The organism is Neorhizobium lilium (assembly GCF_004053875.1).
Lineage (GTDB): Bacteria > Pseudomonadota > Alphaproteobacteria > Rhizobiales > Rhizobiaceae > Neorhizobium > Neorhizobium lilii.
This window is the reverse complement of sequence record NZ_SBIP01000004.1, coordinates 579,173-594,777: the sequence shown is the minus strand read 5'-3', so window position 1 is coordinate 594,777 and position 15,605 is coordinate 579,173. Positions and strand designations below refer to the sequence as shown.

The window sequence follows — 15,605 nt, the reverse complement described above, 5'->3', positions numbered from 1 at the left end:
TTACAGAACAGGAAGACGGAATGGGCGATGCCAAGGGGATCAGCAAATCGCCTACGGGGATTGAGGGTTTTGACGAACTGACGCTGGGTGGTCTGCCGAGAGGCCGGCCTGCTCTCGTTTGCGGTTCGGCGGGCTGCGGCAAGACGCTGTTTGCCTCGACCTTTCTGATCAATGGCGCGCGTGAATTCGATGAGCCGGGGGTTTTCGTGACCTTCGAGGAGCGTCCGGTCGATATCGTCAACAATGTCGCCTCTCTCGGCTTCGACATGGATCGGCTGGTCGATGAGGGCAAGATCCTGATCGAGCATATTGCCGTCGATCCGTCGGAACTCGCCGAAATCGGCGACTACGATCTTGAAGGGCTGTTCATGCGCCTCGAGCTGGCAATCGACCAGGTCGGCGCCAAGCGTATCGTGCTCGACACGATCGAGAGCCTGTTCTCCGCTTTTACCAATCCCGCCATCCTGCGTGCCGAAATCCGCCGTCTGTTCGATTGGCTGAAGGACCGCGGCATGACGACCGTCATCACCGCCGAGCGCGGCGATGGCTCGCTGACGCGTCAGGGACTGGAGGAATATGTTTCCGACTGCGTCCTGTTGCTCGATCACAGGGTTCACAACCAGGTCTCGACACGCCGCCTGCGCATCGTAAAATATCGCGGCACTGCGCACGGGACGAACGAATACCCCTTCCTGATTGACGAGGACGGGTTCAGCGTGCTGCCGGTCAGTTCTCTCGGCCTGAACCATCAGGTCTTCGACGAACGGATCTTCAGCGGCGTTCCCGACCTTGATGCCATGATGACCGGCGGCGGCTTTCACCGCAGCAGCAGTATTCTCATCAGCGGCGTTGCCGGCTCCGGCAAAAGCTCGCTCTCGGCCTGTTTCGCGGAGGCAGCCTGTGCTTCGGGCGGCAGGGCGCTTTACTTCTCGTTCGAGGAATCGGCAGCCCAGACGGTCCGCAACATGCGCTCCATCGGGGTGGAGCTTCAGCGCTTTCTCGACGACGGCTCGTTGCGCCACATCGCGGCCCGTCCCACCTTCTACAGTCTGGAAATGCACCTTGCCGTGATGCTTCGTGAGGTGGTGAAGTTCCGTCCGACGCTGGTCGTGCTGGACCCGATCTCGGCTTTCCTCGGCATTGCCGACCAGCTGGAAGTGCAGTCCATGCTGTTGCGCATGGTGGACTTTCTGAAATCGAACGGCATAACCGCGGTCTTCACCCATCTCATGCACACTCAGCAGAACGCGTCGGAAACCGATGTCGGCTTGTCCTCGCTGATGGATGCCTGGATACTGCTTCTCAACCGCGAAACAAGTGGCGAGTTCAACCGCGAGCTTTACCTCCTCAAGGCCCGCGGCATGGCGCATTCCAACCAGGTGCGCGAATTCGTCATGAGCGACAATGGCATAAAGCTCATTCCTCCCTACCTTGGCGAAGGACGGGCGCTGACGGGCTCGGCACGGCGGGCACAGGAGGCGAAGGATCGCCGCGAAAGGATGGAGCGCCAGCACGACGTGCAGCGCCAGACGGACGCGATCCAGAAGCGCCGCGAAAAGGCGAGAGCCGAGATTGCAGCGCTGCAGGCAGAGCTTGAAGCGGACGAATTTGAGCTTTCCCGCATTCGGGTAGACGAGGAAAACTTCCAGGCGCAGGTCGAAAATGACCTTGCGGAAATGGAAAAAAGCCGTCGGGTTTGACGGAGGGATGTGACGATGCAGGACCAGACCAACGCAGCCGATTCTTCCGAGCCCTTGAGGCTCGTGCTCTATGTTGCCGGCCAGACCCCCAAATCGATGGCTGCTATCGCCAATCTCGAGCGGATCTGCGCCGAGAACATGCCAGGAAAATATGTGGTCGAGGTCATCGACCTCAAGAAGACGCCGCAACTCGCCCGAGAGCACAATATCCTGGCCATCCCCACGCTTGTGCGGCAATTGCCGACCCCGATGCGGAAGATCATCGGAGATCTGTCCGACCTGGAAAAGGTACTGGTGCATCTGAAAGTGGGTGAATAGCCATGGCGATCGACGTCTCGGACTATGGCCAGCTAAGCGCTCACGAACTTCGCCAGCGGCTGGAGGAGGCCGAGGAAACTCTGAGAGCCATTCGCGAGGGCGAGGTCGATGCGCTGATGGTGCGCAACCCGCGCAGCGAGGACGAGGTCTTTACGCTCGAGGGGGATGCCTCCTATTACGCCTTCATGGAAGCCATGGATCTCGGCGCAGCGGCCTTCGACGAGTCCAACCGGCTTCTTTATGCCAACAAGGCTCTGCGCGAACTGCTGCGTCTGCCCGAGGACAATGTCGACGCCTCTCATCTGAGCAATGCCCTGGACGAGGAAGCCCGCTTTCTGGTCTCAGGCCTGATGAAGGAGGCCCGTAGCGCCAAGAAGACGGGCGAAATCCGTGTCTTCGTGGGCAAAGATGAACTTCATCTGCTGGTAACGGCGGCGCCCCTCCATATCGGAGCCAACCGCGGCCTGGCCGTTACGTTTACGGATATCACTGCTAAGGTGCGCGCCGCCGCTGCGGAAGCCTCCGAGCGTGCCGCTCATTCCATCATCGCCTCGGCAAACGAAGCCGTGGTGGTCTGCGATGTCGATGGAGTGGTCACACATGCCAATGCCGCAGTTGCATCCATTTATGCCGGTAACCCTGTCGGTCGTGTCTTCGGGGAGGTTATCCCGCTGACGCTGCCCGACACCACGGGTTTGTTGCAGGCAAGCGACGTGATCGCGCTTGCCATCGCCGGGACCTCGGTGCAGGGCATCGAAGCCCTGGCGCCTGATGCGCCGCGGGTGAGGGACCTTCTCCTCAGCGCCGCACCCTTGCGGGTCGGCAGCGACAAGGTCAGCGGCTGCGTCATCACCATGGTCGATCTTTCGCAGCGCAAGGCTGCCGAAAAGCAGCAGCTGCTGCTGATGGGTGAACTCGACCACCGCGTCAAGAACACGCTGGCGCTGGTCTTGTCGATCTGCAAGCGCACTGCTTCCACCGAAGAAACGGTGCAAGGCTTTCAGGTCGCCTTCTCGGGCCGCATCCAGGCGCTTGCCGCAACCCATAATCTGCTGGCCGACCGGAGCTGGTCTTCGATCTCGATCGCGGAAGTGGTCAATGCGGAGCTCGATCCCTTTGTCAGCCGCAACCAGACGCGGCTTTCCGTGGGTGGTCTGGACGCTTTGGTCATGCCACGGGCAGCGATCGCGCTCGGCCTCGTCATCCACGAGCTTGCCACCAATGCGGTAAAATATGGCGCTCTGTCGCGAGAAGGCGGCAGGGTGCATGTCCTCGTCAGCAAGAAGCCGGACGACGCATTCCTCGGCATCGAATGGGTGGAAAGCGGCGGACCGACGGTCAGCCCGCCCAGCAAACGCGGCTTCGGCCAGACCGTGATTACCCGCAGCCTGCAATATTCGGCAAATGGCGGCGCCGAAATCGATTATCCGGCGGAAGGCGTTCGTTGCCGCATCCGCATCCCGGAAGAGGATCTGGTGCGCAGTTAGAGTATCCGTTTTGATCAAGCTGGTTTTGGCGTCCATTTTCGGTTGTTTCGCAGCAGTGCGTTTGCAAGCACGATGAGCTTTCGCATGACGGCTGTAATGGCGACCTTTGGCGCTTTTCCTGTGGCGGTCAGCTGGTCATATTTCGCCTTGAGGTCGGGGTTGAAGCGGCATGCGACGAGGGCTGGCATGTAGAGCGCCTGCCGGACGATGGCCCTTCCACCGGCGATTGAGGCGCGGCCGGTCCATCGTCCGGACTGGCGGCTCATGGGGGCAAGACCCGATAGAGCGGCTACTGCTTTCTCATCCAGCTCGCCCAGTTCGGGCATTTCGATGAGAAGCGTAAAGGCCGTGATCTGCGATACACCGGGGATCGAGACGAGGATGTCGAACCTGGCCTTGAGGAACGCGTCTTGGCCGATCAGCACCATGATGGCCTCATCCACCGCCTTGACCTGCCGCTCGATCTGCCTGAGCCTGTCGGCATTGTGTTTCTTCAGCAGCGGGCTGGAAAGGTTCTTGGACCTGTTCTTGGCGGCGGTCCTGTCCTTGATGAGCGCCAGCCGCGCCACATGCAGTTCTTTCAAGTCATTGTGGATTTGCGTGTCGGTCTGCAGGAGGCGCGGCTCAAGAAGTGCGCCGTAACGGGCCAGCAGTCCGGCATCGATCCTGTCTGTCTTGGCAAGCTTGCCGGTCGCTTCTGCAAAACGCCGGGCAAGGCGGGGATTGACCTTGGAGAGCGGCAGTCCGTTTGCTGCCATGAAGCGCTCGAAGGCCTTGTGATAGGGACCGGTGGGCTCATAGACGATGCGCTCCACACTCCTGGCTCCGATCCATCGGATGATGGCCGCAAACCTTTGCGGTCGTTGGTCGCCCTCAAGGTTTGACCGTCCGGCAGGCTGTGCAGGTCGATATGGTCTTTCGAGATGTCTGCGCCGATGGTAATATCCGTCATCTTTCGCTTGTCCTCTGCTTGTCGTCCGGAGCTAAACTCCGGGTATCCGTTCAGGACCAAAGAGAAAGACGAGGGCGATCACACTCTAACTCGACCCGGCACTCGCAAGAATGGCGGTCTGCGTTTCAACGATCCGACCCTCGCCGCTGAGGGAGGGCGGCAACCCTCTCGCAGCGGTACATTCTCGCCTGTTCGGCAGCAAAAGTCATAAGACAAGCGCTTCAGGGCTAAATGGAATCGTTGTGCCGGAGAGATTTTCCGTCAGAATCGAGGCTTCCGCGCCGCTCTCCTCACATCTGTTCCCGCTTGAGCCAACAGAACTGTTTCCATTTAACCCTGAAGCGCTCTAAGCCCGGCGGGTTAGTTGTCGGGCATAGCTTTCATCATGGGAAAAAACCAACGGCGGATCTGGGTTCCTCGTAAACCCGGATCCGCCGTTGCCTGTCGCTCAGGTGCATCATCTCATCCGGCCTGCTACCGCGTCGCCGCGGCAGGTCCGCTGGGCCGAATTATACGTCGCTGCCTGAGGATGGGGTGGGGTCCGGCTTCTTGTCGAAGGCAAGCTTGGTCGCCTTGGTGAGCGTAGTATGGGTCGCCCACCATTCGCTGCTGGTTGCCCAATAGCGTAACGTCACCTTGGTGCTGCCAGCATCGAAATCGGCCACGTAGGTGGTGGGGGCAGGAGCCTTCGTCACGCGCGGCTCGTCCTGGGCCAGCTTGATCAGCTTTGCCTGCGCCTCCTCTACATCGTCGCCGCTGCCGATCGTGACGGTAATTTCATGTCGCCGCGTCTTGTGGCGGCTGTAATTGGTGATCGGCACGTTCCAGAGCGTCGAGTTCGGCGCCATCCGGTAGACCCCGTCGGCCGTGCGCAATTCGGTGGCGAACAAGCCCACATCGACGATCGTACCGCTGATATTGCCGGTCTCGATGCTTTCCCCAACCCGGAAGGGCCGCAGCACGAGAAGCATGATGCCGGCGGCGATGTTCTGCAGCGTGCCCTGGAGCGCAAGCCCGATGGCCAGACCCGCAGCGCCGAGTGCCGCGAGGACGGAGGCGGTCTGTACGCCGAACTGGCCAAGCACCATGATGATGACCAGCACCAGCATGGCGTAACGGATGATGTTCGCGAAGAACTGCGCAAGCGTCGCATCTATGCCGTGGATTCGCGACAGGCCGTTATGGGCCCAGCGGCTAAGGAAACCAGCCAGCAGCCATCCTATGACCAGCAGAATGATCGCGCCGATTGCCGAGAACGAGTACTGGATGGCCAAAGCCGTCAATTGCGCCAGCGCGGCGCGTGTCGCCACGACGATATTCGATGCCTGTTCCATGCTGCTTCCTTAACCGGGATGCGGTCGTAATTGGAGCAACAGCCCGCGAGATCAAGGCGCGGATAAAAGGGTTTTTCAGTTTCGGATAACCAGCTGAGATGTTTGCGGTTTTTACTTACGTCGCGCCCATGAGTGGCAGCACGAACGACGCCCTGCCATCGGTATCGGCGCCGCGGCCGATGGCCTTGATTGCGGCGACGAGCCGGCCATTTCGGTTCAGCATCTGGTCGCCGATCTCGATCAAACGGCTGTTCGGCGTCGCATGCGGTGCGACCTTGCGCAGTCGCGCTGCCAGCGCGGCGTCGTTCTGGTCGGGGTGGAGCGAAAGAGCTGCGATGACGGCCGCTGCCGGCGAGCGGGATACACCCATCCAGCAATGGATGACCATGGGCGCCGACTGGTCCCAAGACTGCACGAAGGAGATCAGCCGTTCCACATGCGCCTCGCTCGGTGCCACCAGCCCATGACCGCCGGCAAAGCCGATATCGTTCATGGCGAGCTTCAGGTGTCGCTCCGCGGCAATGACGCCCGGCCGGTGAAAATTCTGCTTCTCGGCAATCAGGCTCACCATGTCGCGCGCGCCATGACGAACGGAGAGTTCGGCGATGTGGGAGAGGGGGCAGACAATGATCGCGCTCATGCCCGCCCTCCGGCGGCCCGCTCGGCTTCAAGAGCATGGAAACGGTCTAGGAAGCGTTGTTGCGCCTCAAGCGCCGGCATGGGTTCGATCGGCAGCATCTCCCGCGTGATGCCGCGCGGCTGGCCGAAGAACTTGCGCGCTTCCGTCATCGAAAAGCCGGCAAGCTCCGTCGCCTCGAAATAGGCGGCGATCGTGTCGGCCTTCTTGATCAGCGTCTTCAGTGCACGGCTGGCATGGGCAGGAAGCGAAAACCGGAGATGGATCGCCGCCTCCAGCCGCTGTTCCACCGCCTTGTAGCCGCCGCCCACCACGGACTTGAAGGGCGAGATCATGTCGCCGATCACATATTCCGGCGCGTCATGCAGCAGAGCCATCTGTCGCGCTTCCGCCGGGCTCTCTTCGAGCCGAGTGAAGATCTCCTCCACGACGAGGCAGTGCTGGGCAACGGAGAAAGCATGATCTCCCCGTGTCTGGCCGTTCCACCGTGCAACGCGGGCGAGGCCATGGGCGATATCGGTAATCTCCACATCGAGCGGCGACGGGTCGAGCAGGTCGAGACGGCGGCCGGACAGCATGCGCTGCCAGGCTCTGGCCCCGGCCGTCATGGCTGCGCTCACGTCTCTGCCTCTTGGCCCTCGGTCGGAAAGGTAAGGCCGCTCCAGGCGGGCAGCGTCAGCACGACGGAAACGCCCGCGGCCAGAAGCGGCAGGCTGCGGCTCAGCGCGTCGCCAACCCGGTCGATGCGGACGATGGCGAGGCCCTGGGTGCCCTGAACGGAGCCGAGCGTGCCGACGGGCTTGTCCCCGGCCATGATCTCCGTGCCGGGTGAGGGCAACGGCGTTTCCGCGGCAACGAGAACGGTGCGTCGTCTTGCCGTACCGCGATGCTGCATGCGCGATACCACTTCCTGGCCCACATAGCAGCCCTTGCGGAAGGAGACGCCGCCACTCTTGTCGAACAGCAGGTCATGCGGAAAAGCGTCCTGCAGGGCAAAATCCTCGCCGGAAACCGGCAGGCCTGCGCGTATGCGAAGCGCATGATAGGCTGCTTCCGCGCCGTCGATCTGTTGGTCGAGGCCGGCGTCTTGCTGGCCCGCTGCGCGGCTGAGCGCAATGCCCGCCCCGGCGAAAGCGCTGTCTCTCACGCGGCCGCGCTCTGCGTCTTCGCCCCAGAACACGGTGACGCCGTCTGCCCCGGTTGCCAGTTCCACTGCGGCGCGAAGCTTGTACATGGTCAGCCGGCGGACCAGCGCTTCGCGTTGCGCAAGCTCCGTCTCGATCGTGAAGCCATCTTCATTGCGCCAGATCAGGAAGTCGAACAGGATCTTGCCCTGCGGCGTCAGCAGCGCGCCGGGCCGAGCCTCCCGCTCGGGCAGTCCATCGACATCGGTGGTGATCAGGTTCTGCAGGAAGTCCTGCGCATCCTTTCCGGAGATGCGGACCAGGCTTCGCGAAGGGAGATAGGCAAATGGCATGAGCTCGTCCGGTTGCTCGTCGGGCTCTGACATTTATGCCTTGGCGACGAACAGGACAAGACGGTGAGCGCGATTGAGCATGGGGACATGCGTCGGCTGGTGCTCTTGTCCGCAGGGTCAATCGCCGCCGGTGAGGAACTTCCACTGCCCGTTCGGGGTGATGCCGATCCGGTAGAAATTGTAATTGCCGTTTTCCTGCATGCCGATCAGGTCGCCCGCGGTGACGATGCGCAACAGATCGACACGTTCAGGCGGCGTCAGGCTCTCGACATTTTTGGCCACGAAATAGGGCCAGACATAAACCTCGTCCGGCTTGCCGGCATCGAAGCGTGCAGCGCCGGTCGAAAGGATATCGATCATGATGGCGAGGATTTCCTGCCCGTCAGGATCGCCGGAAAAGGTCTTCAGCGTATCGACCGGATCGTCGCCGTCGCTGTTCATGACCAGCGTCTGGTTGGCGCCGGTGCCGACCAGTGCCCGCAGTCGCTCCACATCGCCGGAGGCTGCAGCCTCTATCAGCTGGTCGCGCATCTTCTTGACGGGCGCCGGAAGCGCCGACATGTCGCGGATGATCTCGCTTGGTCCGTCCGGAATATTTCCATCGCCTGAATTGCCGGGGACAGCGGGTGCGGTATCGGGAGTGGTCGCCGTGCTGGGCCGGTCGATGGCGGGCGCGGGCTGAGGCAGCGTACTGTCCAGCGCCTGCTGCAATTGACCATCGCTTTTGGGACCGTCACTCTTCGGGCCCTGGGCGGCATCGGATTGGACAGGTCTCTCTGCTCCGGTTGGACTGGTCGCCTGTGCTGCGCCGGCCGCGGAAACGGAAAGGATGACGGTGGTGGCAAGGCACAACGCGCGCAACGACGCCGAGGAACCTTGTCCCGAACGGATGGCCTGTCGCATCGGCAGATCTCCGCGGCTATTGAATCTTGCGTTCCGGAGAGAATTCACCTGCGAGCATGCGTTCGCGAAGCGATTCAAGCAGCTCTTCCGCGCCTGATTCGCCCCGTACCCGAATGGTTTCGCGCATGGCAAAGGCGATAGCCGCATCGGCGATGATCTCAGGCTCGATACCGTCTGCACGCCCGTCAGCCCAAGCTTCCGTTTGGTATTCCAATGCAGCCTGCATCTTCTCATGTACGATCATGTCGTCGATGTCGTTAAGGCCTGACTGCATGTTTCATTCCCTGCCGGTTTCATTACTGAGCCGTTAAGAACACTATCAGCCTTTTAGCGAAACGACACGGCTTCCTGCGAAAAGAGGTAAATAATCCTCTAATTTCCAAACCTGCTGGTAATTTCTGTCGCGAGTGTTGCACCTTCGTTACGGTAGCGCTCGGCAGCCGTCTGCGCAGCCGGCGTGCAGGCGGTATGCACGGCGGCAAAGGACCTATAACCGCGATTGTATGCGGCGGTCAGTTTCTCGCGCCGCTTGGGTTCATTGGCAGTATCGGCATCGAGGAACTGCCGCATCGCATCGCGCCAATCTTCCCGTTGGGCTCCGCATAGCATCCGCAGATAACTGATCGATCCTAGCACTTCGGCAAGCCGGTTGAGTTGCGTATCGTAAGGGGCAGGCTTGTCTTCGACCGGCGGCGGGGGAGGCGGCGGCGCTGCCTGCTGTTGCTTCTTCGACTGCGCCCAGCCCTCAGCCATGGGCATGGCCGTCGCCAGCGCAGCGATAAGGACGAGAAAGAGCAGGCGCAACACGATCATTCGGGGCGTCTCGAAACGGCAGGAAACGCTGTCTTACCCGCCATTGCGCATTGCTGCCAGTCTTTCCGCGCATTCCAGGACGCTTGGCGGCACTGGCAGGCTGCGGATCTCGTCCACTGTGTACCAGCCGGCTTCCGCCGCATCGTCTGCTGCAACTGCCAGGCTCTCTGTATCCGCCTCCACCGTGAACACGGACAGGAAGAAGTGCCGGCTGTCGTCCTTCTCCCCCGGAAGGTCATAGGTGGCAAACAGCATGGGATTGCGCACCGCAATGCCGGTCTCCTCCAGAAACTCGCGTATTGCGGTTTCGGCCGGCGTCTCGTCAGGCTCCGCCCTGCCACCCGGAAAGGCGAAGAGATCGGCGGATGGTGGGTTGATCCGCCGGATCAGCAGAAACCTCCCGTCGCGCTCGAGAATGGCGGAAGAAGCCGGTTGCGGGGTGGGTATGCTGTGCTCCATCTGCTGAGGAGATTCCTATGCGGCGCTTAGTGTCGGAATATTGCTGACATCGGTATCGCGTTCCGCGCACCAGGCATCGTGAGACGCTTGCATGCGCAGCCATATAGCGGCGCCGTCGCCGAACATCTTGCCCAGACGAGCAGCCACGTTGGGTGAAACTGGCTTGCGCTCCCTCAGGATGTCGTAGAGGTGCTGGCGCGAAATGCCGAGAAGCTCGGCGATCTCCACCTTGGTCTTGCCTGTCGCAGGGATGATATCTTCGAGCAGCGCGCCGGGATGGGACGGGCACCTCTGGATAGGCCTTCTGACTTCGTGATCTACCATCGCTTTGCTCCCAATCTGCCGCGTCAATGATATTGCTCGAAATCAACGCGGGCGGCGTTCTTGCCGTCGAATTCGAAGGTAATGCACCAGGGACCGTTGACGTGAACACTGTAGCGCGTGGGATCAAACCCAAGAAGGAATGGAAGTCGAAACCCGGCAAGTTCATGTCTTCAGCGCGCTCGGCAATCTCCAGACGGTCAAGCCGCAGAAAAATGCGCTTGTGCATCCTTGCGTCGATTTTTCCGGTTTTGCCCGTCTCGAACAGGGCCGCGAGGGCCTTGCTCCTGAATGACTTTATCATCACGCGATGTAAGCATCCTGCTTACGGTATGTCAAAGGTTTTGTAAGCCAACAGCTTACGCGCGAGGTTGCTTGGACGAGGCTGGTTCACATGCGCTAGTTATGCCAGAGTCCGCTTCGATGACTGTTGTGGCGTATCCTCAATGAAAACCTATCCCCTCTACCTTCTCGCGGCTGTGGCGGAAATCGCCGGTTGTTACGCCTTCTGGGCTTGGTGGCGGCTGGACAAGTCGATCTGGTGGCTGATCCCGGGCCTCGGCTCGATGATGCTGTTCGCCTCTGCGCTGGCGTTCGTGCCGGGAGAGGCTGCGGGCCGCACATATGCAGCCTATGGCGCGATCTACATCGTCGCTTCGATCGTCTGGCTCTGGACAGTTGAGGCGCGTATGCCTGACCGCTGGGACGTCATCGGCGCGGCCGTGTGTCTGGTGGGCGGCGCCATCATTCTCTTTGGCCCGAGGTCGGCATAGATGGTGGTGCGTATAGGCCTGCGAGGTCGCTTGACGCGTTGGAAATCGGGTGCGATGACGAGCAGATGTGTGGTCGCTATGCGCTGATGGCAACGCGGGAGGAGGTTCTCAACTTCCTCGGCGTCGTCGATTTCGAGGATGACTTTCCGGCCCGGTTCAACATCGCGCCGACGCAGCCGATCCTCGTGGTCATGGCCTCGGACAAGCGCGAGCCCGGCAGCAACCTGCCGCCACGGCGCGCCTTTCTCGCCCGCTGGGGGCTCATTCCTGGCTGGGTCAAGGACCCCAAGGAATTTCCGCTGCTTTTCAATGCCCGGGCCGAAACCGCGGCCGGCAAGGCATCTTTCAAGGCTGCCATGCGCCATCGCCGCATTCTCGTTCCAGCCTCCGGCTTCTATGAATGGCGCCGCCCGCCCAAGGAAAGCGGCGTCAACCCGCAGGCCTACTGGGTCCGACCGAAGCAGGGCGGCGTCATCGCCTTCGCCGGGTTGATGGAAACATGGGCCTCGGCCGATGGCTCGGAGGTCGATACCGCCGCCATCCTGACCAGCGCCGCCACTGCCGCCTTCCGCCCCATTCACGAGCGCATGCCTGTGGTCATCCAGCCGCAGGATTTCGAGCGCTGGCTGGACTGCAAGACGCAGGAGCCGCGCGATGTGGCCGATCTGATGCGGCCGGTGCAGGAGGATTTTTTCGAGGCGGTGCCGGTATCCGATCTGGTCAACAAGGTCGCCAACATGGGGCCGGACGTGCAAAAGCCAGTGGCGGTGGCGATACCGGAAGAGAAGCCGCCGAAGCCGGGGCCCGACATACGGCAGATGTCGCTTTTCTAGCTTTTACCCTTTTGGATAGTCCATGAACCTCTTGTCTGCTGCCTTTTCCGGCTTTGCCCTGGGTGGCTCGCTCATCATCGCGATTGGCGCCCAGAACGCCTTCATCCTGCGCCAGGGCCTGATCCGCAGCCACGTCTTCGTGCTGTGTTTCATCTGTGCGCTGTCCGATGCCTTGCTGATCGCCGCGGGCGTCGGTGGTCTGGGCACGGTGATATCCCAATCGCCATTGCTGATTTCAGCGGTCACGCTGGGTGGAGCGCTCTTCCTCGGCACCTACGCCGTCATGGCATTTCGTCGAGCGGCAAAGCCCGGAGTTCTGGTGGCAGGCGCGCCGGAAAGCATGGCGTTGAAGCCGGCAGTGCTGGCCTGCCTCGCCTTCACGTTCCTGAACCCGCATGTCTATCTGGATACTGTCGTACTGCTGGGGAGCCTGTCGGCCGCTTATCACGGGGCAGAGCGCGCGGCATACGGGCTGGGTGCGGCGACCGCATCCTTTGCCTGGTTCTTCGGCCTCGGCTACGGCGCGAGGTTCCTGGCGCCTGTCTTCGCCAGGCCCGCCGCATGGCGGATCCTGGATGTCCTGATCGGCATCGTCATGAGCATGCTCGCGCTCGGTCTAATGGTAAGCTTCCTGCGCGGCGGATGAAGCGGTTAGCCGGCGGGGCTAAGCTTGGGCTTGCGCTGCAGCATCATGGCGGCGGCGGCAACGGCCTTCAGTCCGAGCGGACGATAAGGTGTGCTCTGTTCCGGCTTGAGTTCGATCTTCTTGGCGGATGTCTCGGTGCTCATGTCTGTCTCCTCTCACGCACGATTCAATGTTTTGTCGTCTACAGTCCCGCTGTCGCCATTAAAGCGGGCGGAATAGTGGCTAGACAAGCCGCCGGGACTTACGTCCGATCATGGAATCGTCATCTTGCGGGAAACTGTTGCGCGTAAGTTGCAGTTTACGCGTTTTTTGGGCGTTCAGACATGCGTACGATCATCTTCGATTGTAATCGTGCCGTAGCGGCGATGCCAGGCGCGTGCGCTGAAGGGCAGCACGAAGAGGTATCCGACAACGGTCACCGAGAGCACTTCCCACGTATAGCTCATCAGCAACGCCACATAGAGCACGACACCGAGCAGGATAGGAAACATCAGGTCGCGGCGGATGCGGCTGGCCTTGCCGGACCATACCGGCAGCCGGGAAGCGAGCAGATAGCCGATCACCACCGTATAGGCGACACTGGCATAGACGAACACAGGCGAGGGATCGACGCCGATGAAGCCGAGATAAACAGGCAGCAGCATCAGCATGGCCCCCATGGGGGCCGGGACGCCGACGAAGAATTCCGACTGCCAGGGAGCCTTGACTTCCTGCTCCGCCATGACGTTGAAGCGGGCGAGCCTCAGGCCCGCGGCAATGGCGTAGAGTAGGGCTGCGATCCAGCCGATCGAGCGGGCATTGTGCAGCAGGAAAGCATAGGAGACGAGAGCCGGCGCCACGCCGAAGTTGATGATGTCCGCCAGCGAATCCATCTGGACGCCAAACTTGGATGTGGCCTTGAGAAGCCGCGCCACCCGTCCGTCGATACCGTCCAGAAAGGCGGCAAGCAGCACCATGGCAACGGCCAGCTCGTAGCGACCTTCGAAGGCGAGGCGAATGCCGGTCAAGCCCGCACAAATGGCCAGAACCGTGATGAGGTTCGGCACCATCAGCCGCAGCGGGATCTCGCGAAGCCGCGGTCCTCGGGCTTCATCCTTGGGACGGGCAGGGTCGGCGGGCGGGATCGGCGTTTCCATGGGTTTGGTCCTTCAGGTCCGGCGGCTGATCGTGGGGCCTTTTGGCGATCCGAACTCGGCAAGAACGGTTTCGCCGCCAACGGCGCGCTGGCCGACCGATACACGCGGCTGCCCACCGGCGGGTACGAAGACATCAAGGCGCGAGCCGAAACGGATGAGACCGAAGCGTTCCCCGGCATTGAGCGGCTCGGTTGGCTTGGCCCAGCAGAGAATGCGGCGGGCGACGAGCCCGGCGATCTGGACGACGCCAACCTGGCCGTGGCGGGTTTCGATCACCAGGCCATTGCGCTCGTTGTCGGAGCTGGCCTTGTCCAGCTCAGCATTGATGAACTGGCCGGCGCGATACTCGATGCGCGTCACCTGGCCACGTACCGGCGAGCGGTTGATGTGGCAGTCGAAGACGTTCATGAAGACGGAAATGCGCAGCATCGGCACAGAACCCAGCTGCAGTTCCGGTGGCGGAACCACTACGGCGACATGGCTGATGCGGCCATCGGCGGGGCTGAGGATAAGGTCGTCATCCTGTGGCACGACCCGTTCCGGATCGCGGAAGAAATAGGCGCACCATAGCGTCAGCACGAGGCCGATCCAGAACAGCGGCTCGGCGAAATAGCCGAGGATCAGGGACACGATGAAGAAGGCGGCAACGAAGACATAGCCTTCCTTGTGGATCGGCACGAGCGTGTTGCGGATGGTGTCGAAAAGATTGATCAACCGTTTTCTCCTGATGTTCAGCGCCGACTGACTACAAGGAAACCGCATTTGCGGCAATGCGGTTCCGCATCTGCGGCATCACGCGCGCAACGGAGGGGGCGGGGGGACAAGGCGGCGGGTGAAAATGGAACCGCAGCCCGCCGGCTCTGTTCGGCGGGCAGCCGTACAAGGGAGATCATTATGCAAGCCAATGAAAGAGATCCGATCCAGAAGCCAGGTACGTCGGCGGCGCATCAGAAGAAGCAGCTGAAAGCTGGCCGCATCGGCATCATCATCATTGCCGGCGTCGCCATCTTCGCCTTCATGCTCTATGCGGGCATCGGCATATGGGCAATGGTCGGCAGCTCCTGAGATCACTGCAAAAGCCGTATGTGTACAAAGGCGATGGATGATTTCGATGAACATGAACTGAGGCCGGGATTCAGCTTTCGTTCATCGCCTGCGGCCTATCGTCTGCTTGCCTTTAAGGAGGAACATATATGAGAAATCTGATTATCGCAGCCGCCATTGCCGCGAGCGGATTCATCGGCGGCACTGCTGCGCAGGCAATGCCCGTCACCAGCGTCAAGGCACCTGATCTTATCGTGAAGGTGGACTACCCCTGCGGTCGTGGATGGCACCTTAATCGCCGCGGCGATTGCGTGCCTTACGGCGGCTGGCGCCGTCCGCCACCGCCCCCGCCGCGTTGGCATCGGCCTCCGCCCCGTTGGGACGGTCCGCGTGGACACATGCACCGTCCGCCACCGCCCGGTTACTACCGCTACTGATATGTCGGTAGCATGAACCGATAAGAGATGCCGCCGCCCTGGCTCAAGACCGGGGCGGCGGCATTGCTTTGTCTGGAAAGCCGCGAGCGGCTTTTGCCGGAAGATCCATGGCTCAGGCGAGGTCCCCGGCCCGGTAGGCCTCGGGAATGGTGAACACCTCGTCCGCACGGCCATAACCGCCGTCAGGAACGGTCTCGATCAGCACCATGGTGTGCGGCCGTGCCGCTTCGCTGAGATAGTCCACCAGCATCTGCGTGGTCTTGTGAATAAGTTCTTCCTTCTGCGCCTTGGTGAGCGCGCCTTCCGGAAGCTTGAAATTGGCAAATGGCATGGGT

At 61.4% G+C, this 15,605-nt stretch carries 21 protein-coding genes and 2 pseudogenes; 8 read left to right on the top strand and 15 right to left on the bottom strand.

Features of this window, described 5'->3' with window-relative positions:
* The first annotated feature begins 20 nt into the window (after positions 1–20).
* From kaiC to EPK99_RS19855, 3 genes are read left to right on the top strand one after another with little or no spacing between them, the layout of a single operon-like run.
* On the top strand, positions 21–1,700 hold the full coding sequence (gene kaiC / locus EPK99_RS19865; protein ID WP_128444809.1) for a circadian clock protein KaiC: 1,680 nt from the start codon (positions 21–23) through the stop codon (positions 1,698–1,700).
* Positions 1,701–1,715: 15 nt separating this feature from the next.
* Positions 1,716–2,018: a circadian clock KaiB family protein gene (locus tag EPK99_RS19860; RefSeq protein ID WP_128444808.1), complete on the top strand. Its 303-nt coding sequence runs from the start codon at positions 1,716–1,718 to the stop codon at positions 2,016–2,018.
* Between the two features lie 2 nt (positions 2,019–2,020).
* A complete protein-coding gene (locus EPK99_RS19855; protein ID WP_128444807.1) occupies positions 2,021–3,505 on the top strand; it encodes a sensor histidine kinase in 1,485 nt (494 codons plus the stop codon).
* Positions 3,506–3,519: 14 nt separating this feature from the next.
* Here the strand turns inward: EPK99_RS19855 and EPK99_RS19850 are convergent.
* From EPK99_RS19850 to EPK99_RS25760, 11 genes and pseudogenes are all read right to left on the bottom strand, one after another.
* A pseudogene (locus EPK99_RS19850) lies at positions 3,520–4,457 on the bottom strand (IS110 family transposase).
* Between the two features lie 509 nt (positions 4,458–4,966).
* Positions 4,967–5,791 (bottom strand): mechanosensitive ion channel family protein, encoded by an 825-nt coding sequence (locus EPK99_RS19845; RefSeq protein WP_128444806.1) that lies wholly within the window; start codon positions 5,789–5,791, stop codon positions 4,967–4,969.
* Positions 5,792–5,906: 115 nt separating this feature from the next.
* Complete coding sequence (locus EPK99_RS19840; protein ID WP_128444805.1) at positions 5,907–6,431, bottom strand: tyrosine phosphatase family protein; 525 nt, start codon at positions 6,429–6,431, stop codon at positions 5,907–5,909.
* On the bottom strand, positions 6,428–7,036 hold the full coding sequence (locus tag EPK99_RS19835; RefSeq protein WP_128445020.1) for a YfbR-like 5'-deoxynucleotidase: 609 nt from the start codon (positions 7,034–7,036) through the stop codon (positions 6,428–6,430). Before EPK99_RS19835 ends, EPK99_RS19840 begins: the two co-directional genes overlap by 4 nt.
* An 8-nt stretch (positions 7,037–7,044) precedes the next feature.
* Entirely contained in the window at positions 7,045–7,905 is an 861-nt protein-coding gene (gene ygfZ, locus EPK99_RS19830) for a CAF17-like 4Fe-4S cluster assembly/insertion protein YgfZ (protein ID WP_128445019.1), read from the bottom strand.
* A 117-nt stretch (positions 7,906–8,022) separates the two neighbouring features.
* Entirely contained in the window at positions 8,023–8,808 is a 786-nt protein-coding gene (locus EPK99_RS19825; RefSeq protein WP_128444804.1) for a hypothetical protein, read from the bottom strand.
* A 16-nt stretch (positions 8,809–8,824) separates the two neighbouring features.
* Positions 8,825–9,082 (bottom strand): hypothetical protein, encoded by a 258-nt coding sequence (locus EPK99_RS19820; protein ID WP_128444803.1) that lies wholly within the window; start codon positions 9,080–9,082, stop codon positions 8,825–8,827.
* A 98-nt stretch (positions 9,083–9,180) separates the two neighbouring features.
* Positions 9,181–9,621, bottom strand: coding sequence for a TIGR02301 family protein (locus EPK99_RS19815; protein ID WP_128444802.1), 441 nt, complete (start codon positions 9,619–9,621; stop codon positions 9,181–9,183).
* A gap of 33 nt (positions 9,622–9,654) precedes the next feature.
* Positions 9,655–10,080, bottom strand: coding sequence for an NUDIX hydrolase (locus tag EPK99_RS19810; RefSeq protein ID WP_128444801.1), 426 nt, complete (start codon positions 10,078–10,080; stop codon positions 9,655–9,657).
* A 15-nt stretch (positions 10,081–10,095) separates the two neighbouring features.
* Positions 10,096–10,404, bottom strand: coding sequence for a HigA family addiction module antitoxin (locus tag EPK99_RS19805; RefSeq protein ID WP_128444800.1), 309 nt, complete (start codon positions 10,402–10,404; stop codon positions 10,096–10,098).
* Positions 10,405–10,427: 23 nt separating this feature from the next.
* A pseudogene (locus tag EPK99_RS25760) lies at positions 10,428–10,705 on the bottom strand (type II toxin-antitoxin system RelE/ParE family toxin).
* Positions 10,706–10,847: 142 nt separating this feature from the next.
* On the opposite strand from EPK99_RS25760, the gene EPK99_RS19795 reads away from it, so the two are divergent.
* From EPK99_RS19795 to EPK99_RS19785, 3 genes are all read left to right on the top strand, one after another.
* Positions 10,848–11,174, top strand: a complete 327-nt coding sequence (locus EPK99_RS19795) for a YnfA family protein (RefSeq protein ID WP_128444799.1) — start codon at positions 10,848–10,850, stop codon at positions 11,172–11,174.
* 65 nt (positions 11,175–11,239) lie between these two features.
* Positions 11,240–12,007, top strand: coding sequence for an SOS response-associated peptidase (locus EPK99_RS19790; protein WP_128444798.1), 768 nt, complete (start codon positions 11,240–11,242; stop codon positions 12,005–12,007).
* A 22-nt stretch (positions 12,008–12,029) separates the two neighbouring features.
* A complete protein-coding gene (locus EPK99_RS19785; RefSeq protein ID WP_128444797.1) occupies positions 12,030–12,653 on the top strand; it encodes a LysE/ArgO family amino acid transporter in 624 nt (207 codons plus the stop codon).
* Between the two features lie 5 nt (positions 12,654–12,658).
* Here EPK99_RS19785 and EPK99_RS25365 read toward each other — a convergent pair whose 3' ends face one another.
* From EPK99_RS25365 to EPK99_RS19775, 3 genes are all read right to left on the bottom strand, one after another.
* The gene (locus tag EPK99_RS25365) at positions 12,659–12,796 is read right to left on the bottom strand and encodes a hypothetical protein (RefSeq protein ID WP_164901823.1); all 138 of its coding nucleotides are present in this window, start codon (positions 12,794–12,796) and stop codon (positions 12,659–12,661) included.
* A 174-nt stretch (positions 12,797–12,970) separates the two neighbouring features.
* The gene (gene pssA / locus EPK99_RS19780; RefSeq protein ID WP_128444796.1) at positions 12,971–13,789 is read right to left on the bottom strand and encodes a CDP-diacylglycerol--serine O-phosphatidyltransferase; all 819 of its coding nucleotides are present in this window, start codon (positions 13,787–13,789) and stop codon (positions 12,971–12,973) included.
* Positions 13,790–13,801: 12 nt separating this feature from the next.
* Positions 13,802–14,500, bottom strand: a complete 699-nt coding sequence (locus EPK99_RS19775) for a phosphatidylserine decarboxylase (protein ID WP_128445018.1) — start codon at positions 14,498–14,500, stop codon at positions 13,802–13,804.
* 183 nt (positions 14,501–14,683) lie between these two features.
* Here EPK99_RS19775 and EPK99_RS25360 point away from each other — a divergent pair, with 183 nt between their 5' ends.
* On the top strand, positions 14,684–14,854 hold the full coding sequence (locus EPK99_RS25360) for a hypothetical protein (RefSeq protein ID WP_164901822.1): 171 nt from the start codon (positions 14,684–14,686) through the stop codon (positions 14,852–14,854).
* Positions 14,855–14,982: 128 nt separating this feature from the next.
* Positions 14,983–15,270 carry a hypothetical protein gene (locus EPK99_RS19770; protein WP_128444795.1) on the top strand — a complete coding sequence of 96 codons (288 nt, stop codon included), beginning with the start codon at positions 14,983–14,985 and terminating at the stop codon, positions 15,268–15,270.
* 112 nt (positions 15,271–15,382) lie between these two features.
* Here EPK99_RS19770 and EPK99_RS19765 read toward each other — a convergent pair whose 3' ends face one another.
* Positions 15,383–15,601 (bottom strand): tautomerase family protein, encoded by a 219-nt coding sequence (locus tag EPK99_RS19765; RefSeq protein WP_128444794.1) that lies wholly within the window; start codon positions 15,599–15,601, stop codon positions 15,383–15,385.
* Positions 15,602–15,605: the final 4 nt, after the last annotated feature.